Source organism: Selenomonas ruminantium subsp. ruminantium ATCC 12561, from assembly GCF_000424065.1.
Classification (GTDB): domain Bacteria; phylum Bacillota; class Negativicutes; order Selenomonadales; family Selenomonadaceae; genus Selenomonas_A; species Selenomonas_A ruminantium.
Map to the genome: position 1 here is coordinate 49,814 of NZ_AUJE01000005.1, position 14,098 is coordinate 63,911.

At 49.6% G+C, this 14,098-nt stretch carries 15 protein-coding genes and 4 tRNA genes; 15 read left to right on the top strand and 4 right to left on the bottom strand.

Features of this window, described 5'->3' with window-relative positions; genetic code table 11:
* The first annotated feature begins 17 nt into the window (after nucleotides 1-17).
* Nucleotides 18-3,755: an autotransporter outer membrane beta-barrel domain-containing protein gene (locus G598_RS0103715; protein ID WP_026765803.1), complete on the top strand. Its 3,738-nt coding sequence runs from the start codon at nucleotides 18-20 to the stop codon at nucleotides 3,753-3,755.
* A 71-nt stretch (nucleotides 3,756-3,826) separates the two neighbouring features.
* Here G598_RS0103715 and G598_RS20230 read toward each other — a convergent pair whose 3' ends face one another.
* The 3 genes from G598_RS20230 to G598_RS0103725 all read right to left on the bottom strand — a co-directional run bounded on the left by G598_RS20230 (nucleotide 3,827) and on the right by G598_RS0103725 (nucleotide 5,463).
* The gene (locus G598_RS20230; RefSeq protein ID WP_245582744.1) at nucleotides 3,827-4,063 is read right to left on the bottom strand and encodes a polysaccharide deacetylase family protein; all 237 of its coding nucleotides are present in this window, start codon (nucleotides 4,061-4,063) and stop codon (nucleotides 3,827-3,829) included.
* Nucleotides 4,024-4,671 (bottom strand): polysaccharide deacetylase family protein, encoded by a 648-nt coding sequence (locus G598_RS16975; protein ID WP_245582745.1) that lies wholly within the window; start codon nucleotides 4,669-4,671, stop codon nucleotides 4,024-4,026. Before G598_RS16975 ends, G598_RS20230 begins: the two co-directional genes overlap by 40 nt.
* A 111-nt stretch (nucleotides 4,672-4,782) precedes the next feature.
* Nucleotides 4,783-5,463 (bottom strand): C40 family peptidase, encoded by a 681-nt coding sequence (locus tag G598_RS0103725; RefSeq protein ID WP_026765804.1) that lies wholly within the window; start codon nucleotides 5,461-5,463, stop codon nucleotides 4,783-4,785.
* Nucleotides 5,464-5,662: 199 nt separating this feature from the next.
* Between G598_RS0103725 and map the strand changes: the two genes are divergently transcribed.
* The 3 genes from map to pfp all read left to right on the top strand — a co-directional run bounded on the left by map (nucleotide 5,663) and on the right by pfp (nucleotide 9,210).
* The gene (map, locus tag G598_RS0103730) at nucleotides 5,663-6,535 is read left to right on the top strand and encodes a type I methionyl aminopeptidase (protein ID WP_026765805.1); all 873 of its coding nucleotides are present in this window, start codon (nucleotides 5,663-5,665) and stop codon (nucleotides 6,533-6,535) included.
* On the top strand, nucleotides 6,535-7,848 hold the full coding sequence (locus G598_RS0103735; protein WP_026765806.1) for a DEAD/DEAH box helicase: 1,314 nt from the start codon (nucleotides 6,535-6,537) through the stop codon (nucleotides 7,846-7,848). Before map ends, G598_RS0103735 begins: the two co-directional genes overlap by 1 nt.
* 87 nt (nucleotides 7,849-7,935) lie before the next feature.
* Nucleotides 7,936-9,210 carry a diphosphate--fructose-6-phosphate 1-phosphotransferase gene (gene pfp, locus G598_RS0103740; RefSeq protein WP_026765807.1) on the top strand — a complete coding sequence of 425 codons (1,275 nt, stop codon included), beginning with the start codon at nucleotides 7,936-7,938 and terminating at the stop codon, nucleotides 9,208-9,210.
* Nucleotides 9,211-9,571: 361 nt separating this feature from the next.
* On the opposite strand, the gene G598_RS0103745 is transcribed toward pfp, so the two are convergent.
* Nucleotides 9,572-10,030, bottom strand: a complete 459-nt coding sequence (locus G598_RS0103745; protein WP_026765808.1) for a hypothetical protein — start codon at nucleotides 10,028-10,030, stop codon at nucleotides 9,572-9,574.
* Nucleotides 10,031-10,108: 78 nt separating this feature from the next.
* On the opposite strand from G598_RS0103745, the gene G598_RS0103750 reads away from it, so the two are divergent.
* From G598_RS0103750 to rplL, 11 genes are all read left to right on the top strand, one after another.
* Nucleotides 10,109-10,184, top strand: a tRNA-Met gene (locus G598_RS0103750).
* 63 nt (nucleotides 10,185-10,247) lie between these two features.
* Nucleotides 10,248-10,323, top strand: a tRNA-Met gene (locus G598_RS0103755).
* A 12-nt stretch (nucleotides 10,324-10,335) separates the two neighbouring features.
* Nucleotides 10,336-10,411 (top strand) — tRNA-Thr (locus tag G598_RS0103760).
* 5 nt (nucleotides 10,412-10,416) lie between these two features.
* Nucleotides 10,417-10,493 (top strand) — tRNA-Met (locus G598_RS0103765).
* A gap of 181 nt (nucleotides 10,494-10,674) precedes the next feature.
* Entirely contained in the window at nucleotides 10,675-10,824 is a 150-nt protein-coding gene (gene rpmG / locus G598_RS0103770) for a 50S ribosomal protein L33 (protein ID WP_014423817.1), read from the top strand.
* Nucleotides 10,825-10,861: 37 nt separating this feature from the next.
* Nucleotides 10,862-11,035 carry a preprotein translocase subunit SecE gene (gene secE, locus G598_RS0103775; protein WP_014423818.1) on the top strand — a complete coding sequence of 58 codons (174 nt, stop codon included), beginning with the start codon at nucleotides 10,862-10,864 and terminating at the stop codon, nucleotides 11,033-11,035.
* 16 nt (nucleotides 11,036-11,051) lie between these two features.
* The gene (gene nusG / locus G598_RS0103780; RefSeq protein ID WP_026765810.1) at nucleotides 11,052-11,600 is read left to right on the top strand and encodes a transcription termination/antitermination protein NusG; all 549 of its coding nucleotides are present in this window, start codon (nucleotides 11,052-11,054) and stop codon (nucleotides 11,598-11,600) included.
* A 39-nt stretch (nucleotides 11,601-11,639) separates the two neighbouring features.
* A complete protein-coding gene (gene rplK / locus G598_RS0103785) occupies nucleotides 11,640-12,065 on the top strand; it encodes a 50S ribosomal protein L11 (protein ID WP_014423820.1) in 426 nt (141 codons plus the stop codon).
* Nucleotides 12,066-12,132: 67 nt separating this feature from the next.
* Nucleotides 12,133-12,813, top strand: a complete 681-nt coding sequence (gene rplA, locus G598_RS0103790) for a 50S ribosomal protein L1 (RefSeq protein WP_014423821.1) — start codon at nucleotides 12,133-12,135, stop codon at nucleotides 12,811-12,813.
* Between the two features lie 235 nt (nucleotides 12,814-13,048).
* Nucleotides 13,049-13,588, top strand: a complete 540-nt coding sequence (gene rplJ, locus G598_RS0103795; protein ID WP_026765811.1) for a 50S ribosomal protein L10 — start codon at nucleotides 13,049-13,051, stop codon at nucleotides 13,586-13,588.
* A gap of 65 nt (nucleotides 13,589-13,653) precedes the next feature.
* A complete protein-coding gene (gene rplL / locus G598_RS0103800; RefSeq protein WP_026765812.1) occupies nucleotides 13,654-14,022 on the top strand; it encodes a 50S ribosomal protein L7/L12 in 369 nt (122 codons plus the stop codon).
* The last annotated feature ends 76 nt before the right edge of the window (nucleotides 14,023-14,098 follow it).

Here is a 14,098-nt window from a genome sequence, read left to right on the forward strand (position 1 = left end):
TTAGAAGGAGCAACGGAATGAGAAAACCATCAAAAAAGCAAAGACTGGCAGTGGCAATCCTGCTGCAGCTGGCTATCGGCGGCAGCTTCGGTCAGGTGGATGCCATGACCACCAGTCAGATTGGTTATAACGGTAAACCTGTATTTGATGTGTACTACTACGGTAAGGAAGAAGCGGATACAGATGCTGTAAAATTTTTCAATGAATTGGGTTTGGGGAAGGGTTCTCTAAGCTATACACTGAACAACAATCTCAAAACAGGTTTGGATAATGCCTTTAGACAATGGGCTGAACTATTGGGACCGGGAGCCAAAAACCAAAAGCCGGTGCAATATTTCGTCGGGACAGTCAACCTTATCAATGCCAATGCCGCCGGATTTTCTTTCGCGGAAGGGCAGGGCGAAGAATTAGCCAACAACCCCAACAATTTGCACGATGCCCTGCAAAATGGTACTGCTATTGAATGGATGCCCGGTGTCGAAGCGTATGACAGCAAACCAAATGGCAAGCGGGGCTTTGGCGGAATTTCTATCGGTAAGTACATGGGCATAGACAAAAGGGACGGTCAGTATGGCTGGACGGCAGGAGCTCCCTTCCCCGTGTCGCAGGAAATGGGACAGCTCGATATTACGGCCATCATGTATCACGAAATTGCGCATAGCATAGGGATTACCGCCAATACCAGTGATACCATTGAAGTGGAGGGCATAAGCCCTACAATTTTCAGGTTTGACAATTACGCCGATAATCCCCGTTCCTTTACACGTCATTTTCATGACCAATACGACAAGGCGCTTACGGGCAGAAATATGTTGGTTATGACCCCAAATACGGTTCGGCAGCTGCAAAACGATGCCGCACTTTTTGCCCAATTTAAGAAGAAGGCGGGTTATACCAAAGATGCTTTGGATACAGCGGATGTGTTTGTGGTCAACAATAACAACGCCTGGACGGGACGCAACGGCGCAGCCAATATGACCTTCCAGGGAGAAAATGTCACCGAGGTATTGAATGGCAAGACCTTTGCCATAGCCAGTGGAAAAAAAGTTTCTGGTATTCCTGTAAATAACTGGGAGGGCAGTAACAGTGATTCCGCTGATTTCGGTCATATTGACCTGCCGCGCAGCAATATGAGCCATCAGAAATACCGCAGTTATAATGGCTTTATCGAAGCGGAACTGGCTGTCTTGCAGGATATTGGCTATGACATCGACCGCAAGAATTTTTTTGGACACTCGGAGTATAGAGATGGGCAGACTTACACGAATACACAAGGATTTTCGGCGCGAAGTGCCGATAGAAAGTCTTATGTAAATGGCTATAACACGGCCACCTATGGTGTGGGACTACACGTTTTTGGCTCAAATAACAACATCACCCAGGCGGGAAATATCTTTGCCAAAGGTGATGCTGCCGTGGGTATTCGCCTGGATGGCCTGCATGATACCATTACCGTTCCCAAAGGTACAGAGGTTCATGGCGATGGTATGAATGGTGCCGGCGTGCTGGTAGCTTATGGCAAGAATCATGTGGTGAATATTGATGGCACGGTTACGGGTGACGGGGAAAACGGCTCCGGCGTATGGTTTGACTTTGGCGTTAACGCCATCGGTGCCAAATTTGAATATCGTGGTTCCTATATGCGTTATAAGCGGAGCACGGATGATAATGGTCAAATCACAAAATCGTACAATGTAGGTCTGAATGATTTTGACGATTCTTTTGACGATTTCAGCATCACCGACCCTGTCGGCGGCGACCTCAACGGCAAAATGGGCACGCTGAACGTGAGCGGTACGATTTCGGGCAAAAGGGCTGCTATCTATATGGCCAAGAATGCCTTTGTGGATAATATCAATCTAAATGCAGGTGCCAGAATTAACGGCAATATCATAAACGACTGGAAAAATTTTTCTGAGACTGCGGACTATATGCCGTACACTGAGAACTGCACGCCTGAGGTAAGTACGCATCCAAATGCAGCTTACACAAACACGATTTATACAGGGGGACTGATGCTCCAGTACAAGGGTAAGCTAATTCCCTATAAAAAATATGTGCCGGATTTGGTGACCAAGCTGAATTTTAATGCTGCTATGGACTATAACGGCAATATTATCGGCAAGGAAAACATGAAGATGAATGTGAATCGCGGTGTGCTCAATTTTGGTGGTACGGCTGATGTGGTCAATGTCCAGGTGGCTAAGGACGCGTCCTTGTTTGGCGGCACGTTTACCGTCAACGATATGACGGCGAAACTGGCCGATGGTTATGCCGATGACACCACAGACAAATTCATCAATCATGGTACCATTGGCGCGGCCAGCCCGGATTCTGTGCTGACCATCAATGGGAATCTGGAGTCAGATGGTGTTCTGCAGGCTTATGGCGGCGGTTCTCAAGGCAATATTGCCGTCAGCGGTACAGCCAATGTAGAAGGCTCGACCGTGACGGCTGTAAATGCACTGCCTGATGAGACATTAACCGTACTGAACGCCGGCGCGATAAACGGCAAGGTGGCAAATCCGGACGGAAAGCCCCACGCCATCACAGGGCTGCTTTCGACAACCGGCACAAATGACGGCAAAACATTGAAGGTTACGACACAGACGGCCAACAATTTCGGCGAAATGACAGCTGAACAGGCAGAGGTCTATGATGCCATGGAAGGCATGCAGAAAAATCTTGTGGGGGATGCGCGCAGAGAAGAAATGCGCACCCTCTACAATTTGAATTCCTCCGGTGCAAAACATGCGCTTACGGAAATTGGAGCGTCCTCCGGCCCGCAGGCGGTGGCACTTACGCAGCAGAGCACTTTGGCAAGCCGTGTTATTTCCGACCGGTTGAGTACGGCATTTTCCCTGCAGCCGGTGAATGTGAATGTTCCAGTAAGTCATTTGTCCGATGGGGAAGAAGGGGACGGACTCAAACTGAGTACGAAACTCCCTGTGGCCCAGGATAATAATGCCTGGGTGAAGTTTACCAAGAATTGGGGCGACCTCAAAGGCGGGGCAAATTATCATGGCAGCGCGATATCGGGTGGCTATGACCGCAAATTGAGTGAAAACTGGCGGGGCGGTCTGTTCCTGAGCTATCAGACCACAGGCTTTGGCGCATCGTCCGGCAATGGCAATATTTATGATACGCGATTTGGCGTTTATGCTGGTTATCATAAAAATGCGACGGACGCTTATCTCTATGCGGACTATGGCTGGATAAAGAATAAATTGCGCCGCAGTATCGGAACTTTGGGACTCGGTGCAGAGGCGAAGTACAATTCCCATCTGATGGAAATTGGCGGTGAGTATAAATACGACCTTCATGCCACTGACGGCAAGACCTGGCATGTCAGCCCCTATGCAGGCTTCCAGCTTTCCTGGCTGAATCAGGACGGTTATACGGAAAATGGCGCGGGGATTTTTAATCAGCAGGTAGATGGGAAACACAATACCTACTTTGCGGGACAGATTGGCATGGAATTCAAGCGTTACCTGGGGCAGGGCAGCTACGGCATGCGCTTGGGCGTAAAGCATGCTTTTGCCGGAGCCGACCCGGAACTTTCCTTCCGTTACGAGGGTTATGGCGGCAAGTCTTATACCCTGCGGAACAATCAGGATAAGACGCATTTTATCTTCTCGCTATCGGGCGAAACCGAATTTGCCAAGGGATGGTTCCTAAGCGGTGAAACCTTGCTGCAAAAGGGCGCCCATGATAAGGATATTTCCGCATCTGTGCAGTTTAAGCGGGTGTGGTGATTGCGGTTAAAAAAAGCGGGACTGCTGCACGATTCGGTGCAACAGTCCCGTCTTTTTCGTATTTATGGATTTTATGGTGTCGGAATGAATTTAGCAATAAAGGTATGGTCATTTTCCAGCAGGTTCTTGTGGAAACGGGCCAAGGGCGCGAAGATGGGCGTGTAGTTTAAGCGCATCTTGAAACGCATGAGCGTGTGGTTGGTGCAGCCGAAGATGGGCACGCGGTCTAGCAGATAGCGGTTATCCTGTTTGTCGGCCAGACCATGATTTACGGTAAATGCGCCTTGGTAACCGGCCTCTTTGACCATGCGCTGCAGTTCTTCATCGTAGGAGCGCAGGGGTAGGCAAGGAAGTTGATTTCCTTGCGCAGACGCCATTCCAAAGCTTTTTTTGAGCCGTCTACCTGGTTCCAGGTTTCTTCGGGGCTGGTGCTGTCCAGCTGCTCATGGGAAAGGGTATGGCTTTCAAAGTTTATCAGCCCGCTTTCCTGCATTTCCTCGGCCTGTGTCCAGGTCAGGTAGTTGGGATAGGTGCCAACGTAGTCGGAAATCAGGAAGATGGTTCCCTGCAGGTTGTATTTTTTTAGTATGGGATAAGCATTGCGGTAGTTATCGGCATAACCATCATCAAAGGTGATGATGACCGGTTTATCCGGGAGCTCCTTGCCGTTTTCCCAGGCATCGACCATATCTTCCGGGGTGATGGTATGATAGTCGTTGTCTGCCAGATACTTCATCTGCGCCTCAAATTGGTCTGTGTGGACGGTGAGGGCGTTTTCATCCCGGTCGTTTATCTGATGGTAGTTCAGTACCGGTACAGCATTTTTAGCACTGTACATGATGTAGGTGCAAATTGCTGCGCCTGCAAGTATCACAGCCAGCAAGATTAGCGCCAGCCGCTTTATCCATACATTCATAATGGACACATCCTTTGATTTTCTATGCTTGTCGCATACCGACTACTATATAACAATGATAAGTTCTTGTCAATATAAACGCCCTCCCATGCGGGAGGGCGAAGTCTTTTATTAAAGTACCCGGCAGGCTCCGGCGTAATGTGCTACGCGGTAGTCGCGGGAGAGCGAATCATAAGCGATGCCGTGAGAACTGGAGGCGTGAATCATCTGGCCGTTACCTACATAAATGCCGACATGGGAGATGTTTACATAGTCACCGGCAAAGAAAACCAAATCGCCGGGCATGAGTTCGGACTTGCTCACCGGGCGGCCGGCAGTAGCCTGAATGTCCGCGGTGCGGGGCAGTTGAATGCCATTTTTGGCAAAGACGTACTGGACAAAACCGGAGCAGTCAAAACCGTTGGGTGAAGAACCACCCCAAACGTAGGGAACACCCAAAAACTGCTGGGCTAAGTCAATGATGCCGTTAGCACCGGCAATGTAGGATTGATGGTGAGTGATGGCAGGCATAGCGCGATGGAAAAGCGCCTGATAGGAATTATTGCCGATTTTGCCATCTACATCCAAATGGTTATCTTTCTGAAATTCAGATACGGCAGCTTCGGTCGCTGGACCATAATCACCGTCCACAACGACATCATAGCCACGGCTGGCCAAAGCCTGCTGGATTTCAACAATGTCGCTTCCGGTATCCCCAAGATGGAAGCTGGCTGCCTCTGTAATGTTTGCGCTTGCAGTGCCTAGAAAAAGTACCGCTGCAGCCAACAGACTGCATGGTTTAGATAGTCGCAAAGTAAAAAACCCCCTCAACAACTTTAAAACACAACTGGGGCTAGTATAACATATTAGCAGCTGACAGGTCAAATTGGTCATAAAAAAATATCTGTAGCAAAATATGTATAATGGCGTTATAATATGATATTGTGTATTTTATGAGTAGGATCGTATTGTGAATAGAATGGTAAAAGAATTAAAGGAGATTGTGCATTTTATGCAGAGAAATGAACTTTGCTGGTGTGGCAGCGGCAAAAAGTACAAAAAATGCCATGCAGATTTTGATGAACGCATCAAGGAAATCAAGTTTGATGTGTTTAAGGGACAGGTGCGCCCGCCGAAGAAAATCATCAACAATAAGGAAGATATTGCCCGCATCAAGGCAGCAGGCGTGATTAATGATGGCGCACTCGATGTGGCCGCTTCGCTGATTAAGCCCGGCATGGATACGGCCACGATTGATAAAGCCGTTCAGGATTATATTGAATCCCACGGCGGTTATCCGTCCTGCCTGCATTATGAAGGCTTCCCCAAGAGCTGCTGCATTTCCATCAATGATGTGGTCTGCCATGGTATTCCCTCGAAAAAGACCATTCTCAAAGAGGGGGATATCGTCAATGTGGATATCACTACGACTTTGGACGGCTACTATGCCGATGCTTCCCGCATGTTCATGGTAGGCGAAGTTTCGGCAGAAGCAGAGCGTCTGGTAAAGGTGACGAAAGAATGCATGGAACGAGGCATTGCTGCAGCGCGCCCCTGGCATTTTCTGGGCGATATCAGTGCGGCCTGCGGTGACTATGCGCATGCCAACGGTTATTCCGTGGTAACGGATTTGGGCGGTCATGGCGTCGGCAAGGATTTCCATCTTGAGCCGTTTGTAGCCCATGAAGGCGATGCAGGCACAGGGATGCTTTTGGTGCCGGGCATGGTGCTGACGGTTGAGCCGATGATCAATCAGGGCCGGAAAGATGTGTACGTGGATTCCAAGGACAACTGGACGGTGCGCACGAAGGATAAGACGCTGTCGGCTCAGTGGGAAAAGACGATTTTGATTACGGAAACAGGTGCGGAGGTACTTTCGTCGTAATGACTATGTTTAAGGAATTGGGAATCTCCCCAAATATTTGTGAGACACTTGCCAAACGCGGCATTCGCGAGGCTACGCCGGTGCAGGAGAAGGCGATTCCCCTGGCACGGGCGGGACGGGATATTATCGTGCAGGCGCAGACCGGCACAGGTAAGACATTGGCCTTTTTGTTGCCAATCTTAGAAAAAATCAAGCCGCAGGCCGAAGTGGCACAGGCACTGGTCGTAACACCAACTCGCGAACTGGCCATTCAAGTGGCAAGGGTCGCTGCTGTGGTGGGGGAAGCTGCGGGCATTTCCTCTCTCGTCATCTATGGCGGGCAGGATATTGAACGGCAGAAACAGAAACTGCGCCGTAAGCCCCAGCTTATCATCGGCACGCCGGGGCGTCTTTTGGACCATCTGCGCCGTCAGACCATCAATCTGAGTCAGGTGAACAAGGTTGTTCTCGATGAAGCCGATGAAATGATGAAATTGGGCTTTATTGAAGATGTGGAAGTGCTGTTAAAGGCATCGGCCAGCGACCGCCAGTTTATGCTCTTTTCGGCGACCATGCCGGCAAGGGTAAAGGCTCTGGCCGCACAGTATATGAAAACACCGGAAAATATTCAAATCAAGAGTGAGCATATCACGCTCGATGCCATTGAGCAGGTAATCCTCGATACGACGGAAGAAAACAAGATTGACCGCCTCTGCGAATGCATCAACAGCGACAATCCGTACCTGGCGATGGTCTTCTGCCATACCAAACAGCGCGCCCATATGGTCACAATGGCACTGGCCGCCCGTGGCTATCTGGTGGACGAGCTGCATGGTGATTTGTCGCAGGTACAGCGTGCATTGGTACTCAAGCGGTTCCGCAAGGCAGAACTGCAGATACTCTGCGCGACGGATATTGCGGCGCGTGGGCTCGATATCGAAGGCGTGACCCATGTCTTTAACTACGATATTCCCCATGATACGGAAAGCTATATCCACCGCATTGGCCGTACGGGCAGAGCCGGGCAGGACGGCAAGGCCGTGACCTTTGTCAACGCCCGCCAGTATGATTTGCTGCGCCGCATTGAAGCCGGCATCAAGAGCCGTATCCGCAAGGAGCACTCGGAACGCCATCACAAGCGTCTGGAGAAGCAGGCCAAAATCATGGACGAAATCAAGAAGGAACGGCAGGAGAAAAAGGCCAAGGCCAAACCGCTCTCGAAGTATGCCAATCGCAAAGGTGCGGCACATAAGGGGCGCAATGACCGCAGCCGTCGCGCGAAAGTCCGGAATAAATCCAATGCCACGAAGCGTTCGCATATGGGCAAACACTAAAACCTGAAAAATTCTAAATTGTAGCAGGAATTCCCCCTTTTTAGTCGAAATGATATCAATGTAGACTAAATAAAGGGGGATTTTCTCATGATTGGTATCAAAAATGTAATTGCCGTGGTTTGTGGTGGGGGACCGGCTCCCGGCATTAACAGCGTTATCTCCGGTGTCGTCAATGAAGCAACCCGTCAGGGCTGGGACGTACTGGGCATGTATGATGGCTTTTCGCGCCTGGCTCGTGGCGAAAAGAATTATGTCCGTCTGGAACCGAAGAACATCAGCCGCATTCATCTGACCGGCGGCTGCATTCTCAAAATGTCCCGCTTCAATCCGACCAAGAAAGAATCGGATTTGCGTACGGTCGTGGAAACGCTGACGGAACTGGGCGTTACGCATCTGGTTACCATCGGTGGTGATGATACGGCTTACAGCTCCGCAGCTGTTTCCGATTATGCCCGCAAGATGGGCCGCACCATCAATGTGGTGCATGTGCCGAAGACCATCGACAATGACCTGCCGCTGCCGGAGGGGATTCCGACATTCGGCTTTGAAACGGCCCGCGCTTTTGGTACGCAGGAAGTTGAAAACCTGATGGAAGATGCCCGTACGACGAATAACCGTTGGTACTTCACGATTGCCATGGGCCGTACAGCTGGCCATTTGGCACTGGGCATGGGCAGAAGTGCCGGTGCAGCGCTCACCATTATCCCTGAGGAATTCCCCGAGGATAAGATTCCTCTCCAGCAGGTTGTGGATATCATCACGGGTGCAATTGTGAAACGCTATCTGACCGGCAAGAACTACGGCGTAGCGGTTATCGCCGAAGGCGTTATCGAAAAGATTGCTCCGGAAGACTTCAAGAAACTGGGTACGGTGGTTACGGACGAACACGGCCATATCCGCTACAGCGAACTGGACTTTGGTGAAATCCTCAAACAGGCTGTGCTGGCTGAAGTGAAGAAACTGGGTATCAAGATCAGCATCATCGATAAGGAAATCGGTTATGAACTGCGCTGCACGGCGCCGATTGCTTATGATATCGACTATGCCCGTCAGCTGGGCTACTCTGCTGTACAGTTCCTGATGTCCGGCGACAGCGGTGCGCTGATTTCCATTCAGGACAACAAGGCTGTGCCTATGCGCTTTGAGGATATCAAAGACCCGGCTACCGGCAAGACGATGGTGCGCAAGGTGAATATCAACTCCGTACATTATCAGATTGCCCGTGGCCTCATGATGCGCCTCGAAAAAGGCGATTTGGATGATCCGGGACTGGCCAATGCTTATCGCATGGAGCCGGCTGAGTTCAAAGAAAGATACAGCTATCTGTTTCCGGAGGAAGCGCCGGTGACGGAAGAAGCATAAAGCCACCGAGTTTTTGTTGACATCTATATGTTAAGACGCGCGGTGACTGGCAATACCTTTCCTTCGCCATAGACAGGCTTGTCAAAAGCTGCGGAAAGGGATTGCCAGTCACCGCGCTTAATGCGTAGTCGGTTGTCCAACATCGTGGTGTAAAGACGCCCGGTGGCTGACCATACTTTTCCTCTGCTTAGGCAGGCTTGCCAAACGCGACGGAAAAGCATGGTCAGCCACCGGGCTTAATGCGTTATTGATGTGTGCTTTACATCGTAGCGTAAAGTCGCCCGTGGGGCTGGTCATATTTTTCCTTCGCCATAGACAAGCTTGTCAAAAGCTGCGGAAAAACACGACCAGCCCCACGGGCTTACTGCGTTGTGGTATGCTTTACATCGTGGTGCAAAGGTGCCCACGAAAGCCGGTAATATTTTCCTTCGCCATAGACAGGCTTGTCAAAAGCTGTGGAAAACATCACCAGTCCCCACAGGCTTATTGCGTTGATATGCGTATTACATCTTGGTGTAAAGGCGCCGTAAGGGCAGATGATATTTTTCCTTTGCTTAGACAAGCTTGTCAAACGCGTCGGAAAAACATCATCTGCCCCTACGGCTTCGTTCGTACAAAGTGCTGCGTTACATCGTAGTGCTAGGTTCAGGCTGGCAGTGAGGAGGGAGGGGGCGGGGATGGCTTTTGGCAGCGTTAGGCAAGCCTGCATAAGCAGCCAAAAGTTATCCCCGCCCCCTCCCTCCGTCTTGTGCCCCGAACCCGAACCTTTTTGAAAAAAATTCAAAAAAACTTTAAAAAAGGTGTTGACAACTAAATCCATATGCCCTATAATCTTTTATTGTCAGCCGCCGATACGGCGCAGCGATGAAATGCGAACGCGTTTCAAAGCGAAGGTTATCGCGGGGTGGAGCAGTCGGTAGCTCGTCGGGCTCATAACCCGAAGGTCACAGGTTCAAGTCCTGTCCCCGCAACCAATTTTATTCAAACTTTTCTTCAAAAAAGAGTTTGACAAGGCTGGCAGGATATGATAAAGTAATCGCGGGATGGAGCAGTCGGTAGCTCGTCGGGCTCATAACCCGAAGGTCATAGGTTCAAGTCCTATTCCCGCAACCAAATGTTAATGTTGCTGATATAGCTCAGTCGGTAGAGCGTATCCTTGGTAAGGATAAGGTCACCAGTTCAATCCTGGTTATCAGCTCCATATATGGCGGCATAGCTCAGTTGGCTAGAGCATGCGGTTCATACCCGCAGTGTCAGGAGTTCAAATCTCTTTGCCGCCACCAATTAGTTAATTAACCCCTGTTGCAGGGGTTTTATTTATGTTTTATACATATAAATAAGTCGCTAAGAAATTTTTTAACTTGTCAAGGGTTTTATGTTGACAGGCTTTTGCAAGTGTGCTAAATTGTATTAGTGACATTATGAAAGAGTCATAGTTTCTGAGCGTAAGGGGTGTAAATAGAGATGCGCAACAATATCACGTTGGAGTGCACGGAGTGCCATAGCCGTAACTACCGTACCAACAAGAACAAGAAGAACAACCCGGATCGTCTGGAGTTCAATAAGTACTGCAAGTTCTGCAAGAAACATACGACGCACAAAGAGACGAAATAATCGCTTCTAGCGGATTGAACGGAGATGTGAAGTAACTGTGAAGAAATTCATAGACGAAGTAATCGCCGAAATGAAAAAAGTATCATGGGCGACCAAGAAAGAGCTGGTCAACTACACTGTGGTTGTCGGCATTGCCGTAGCGATTGTCTGCGCGCTGATTTGGTTCTGTGATACCATCTTTGCAAGATTGTTCCACATCATTTTACGGTAAGCTAAGTGAGGGCAGCATGGCAAACGAAGAGATGAATCTGCGGCAGGATAATCCCGGCAGAGCATGGTATGTTGTACATACCTATTCGGGCTATGAGAACAAGGTTAAGGCCAATCTCGAGCGCCTGATTCATACGGCCAACATGAGCAACATGATTTTCAATGTTGTGGTTCCGGTAGAGGATGAGGTCGAAATCAAGGACGGCAAGAAAAAAGTCGTTCAGCGAAAAGTCTTCCCGGGCTATGTGCTGGTTGACATGATTGTCGATGAGCATTCCTGGTACGTTGTGCGCAACACCACCGGTGTTACCGGTTTTGTTGGTTCTGAAAAGCACCCGATTCCGCTTACCGATGCTGAAGCGAAACGTATCTTGAAATCCATGGGCGAGGAAGAGCTCAAACCCGAACTCGATGTAGAAGTCGGGGATGTGGTTCGCATCAACTCGGGCGTTTTCGAGAATTATACGGGCACGATTACAGCGATTGACGCTGAAAAAGGTCGTCTCAAGGTTCTCGTCGAGGAAACCCCGATTGAACTTGGCTTTGGTCAGGTGGAAACCATCTGATTGAAGCTGTTGTAAATCCTTTTTGGGAGGTGAAATCAAATGGCAAAGAAAGTTTCTAAGATTGTAAAACTTCAGGTTGTTGCAGGCAAAGCTAATCCGGCTCCTCCGGTAGGTCCGGCACTTGGTCAGGCTGGTGTCAACATCATGGGGTTCTGTAAGGAATTCAACGAAAGAACCAAAGATAAGGCTGGTCTCATCATTCCGGTTGAAATCACGGTTTTTGAGGATAGATCCTTCACGTTCATCACGAAGACTCCGCCGGCTGCAGTTCTCTTGAAGAAGGCTGCTAAGATCGAAAAGGCTTCTGGTGAACCGAACAAGAACAAGGTGGCTAAACTGCCCCGCGCTGAAGCAATGAAGATTGCAGAAAGCAAAATGGAAGACCTCAACGCTGCTGATATCGAGGCTGCTACTCGCATGATCGAGGGCACGGCTCGCAGCATGGGTATCGAAATCGTTGACTAATTTTTAGCAGCATTTCGCCCCTGTGGGAGGCAATAACCGTTATTACCACGAGAGGAGAAAACTTACAATGGCTAAAGCTGGTAAGAAATATCAGGACGCTTGCAAGCTCGTTGAAGCTGGCAAGTTCTACACGGCTGCTGAAGCTATGGAACTCGTTAAGAAGACGGCTACGAAGAAGTTTGATGAAACCATCGAACTGCACGTACGTCTCGGCGTAGATCCGAAGTATGCTGATCAGCAGGTACGTGGCGCTATGGTACTGCCGCACGGCACTGGTAAATCCAAGCGCGTACTCGTTTTCGCTAAGGGCGAAAAGGTTAAGGAAGCAGAAGCAGCAGGTGCTGACTTCGTTGGTTCCGATGAAATCGTCCAGAAGATCCAGGGCGGCTGGCTCGACTTCGATGTCGCAGTAGCTACTCCGGACATGATGGGCACTGTCGGTCGTCTTGGTAAGGTTCTCGGCCCCCGCGGCCTCATGCCGAACCCGAAACTGGGTACGGTTACGATGGACCTCACGAAGGCAGTATCCGAGATTAAAGCAGGTAAAGTCGAATACCGCACCGATAAGGCCGGTAACGTGCATTGCCCGATTGGCAAGGCATCTTTCGACGCTGAGAAGCTCCAGCAGAACTTCCAGGCCCTGATTGATACACTGAACCGCGTAAAACCGGCGGCTGCTAAAGGCCAGTACATGCGCTCCATCACGGTTAGCGCAACGATGGGCCCTGGCATCCCTGTTCAGCTCTAATTTTTTAGAGTTCGGTTCAGACGAGGCTCCGGTCTCAGGAACGTTATGTTCCGACAACTGTATAACGATGGCTGTAGACAGCAGGTTTGATATATCTATCATCTAACGACGATTTTTTGTCGCCTGCCGAGGCCGGAGCAGATGAACTTTGAAAATTCTACCTCCGGCGGACGCAGCCGGAGGTTTTTTTACAGGCTTTAATAAATCCCAAACAGGCAGGAGGTGTAATGAAAAAATGGCAAATCTGACGAAGAAACAGGCTATCGTTGCTGAACTTAAGGATCAGCTGACGAATGCCAAAGGTGTTGTGCTGACCAGCTACCGTGGTCTTACGGTTGCTCAGGACACGCAGCTCCGTCGTGAACTTCGCGCCGCTGGTGTAACGTACCATGTTGTTAAAAACACGATGCTCCGCCTGGCAGCGAAAGAAGCAGGTATCGAAGGCTTCGATGCTCATCTTGAGGGCACTACGGCTTTCGCATTCTCCACGGAGGATGCTATTGCTCCGGCAAAGGTTATCTGCGGTTTCATCAAGAAGAACAAGCTTGAGGAAAACGAAGTACTGACGGTTAAAGTTGGTACGGTTGAAGGTAAGGTTATTGATGCTAATGAGGTTAAGGCTCTGGCAGACCTGCCGTCCCGCGAAGAACTCATCGCCAAGATGCTGGGCAGCATGAATGCTCCGATCAGCAATACGGTCAACGTACTGCAGGGTGTTATTCGCAATGCTGTTTATGTGCTTGACGCTGTTCGCGCTCAGAAGGAATCCGCATAATCTGCGAATCCTATAGAATTAACTAATTAAGAATTAACAAGAAAGATTTTTGGAGGTATATTCAAATGACTAAAGAAGAAATCATGGAAGCCATTGAAAACATGACTGTCCTCGAGCTGTCTGAGCTCGTAAAAGCTATGGAAGAAAAGTTCGGCGTTAGCGCTGCTGCTCCGGTTGCAGTTGCTGCTGTAGCTGGTGCTGGTGCCGCTGCTGCTGAAGAAAAGAGCGAATTCACGGTTATGCTCGCTTCCGCTGGCGACAAGAAGATCAACGTTATCAAGGCTGTTCGTGAAGCTACGGGTCTCGGCCTGAAGGAAGCTAAGGCTCTCGTTGATGGCGCTCCGGCTGCTGTTAAGGAAAACGTTGCTAAGGCTGAAGCTGAAGAACTCAAAGCTAAGCTCGAAGAAGCTGGCGCTACGGTTGAACTGAAGTAATTTCAGTTTCCTGAAATCCGTAATATAAGAAAAGCTGTGAAGTGTGGACTTAAGTTCACCTTCACAGCTTTTTTGT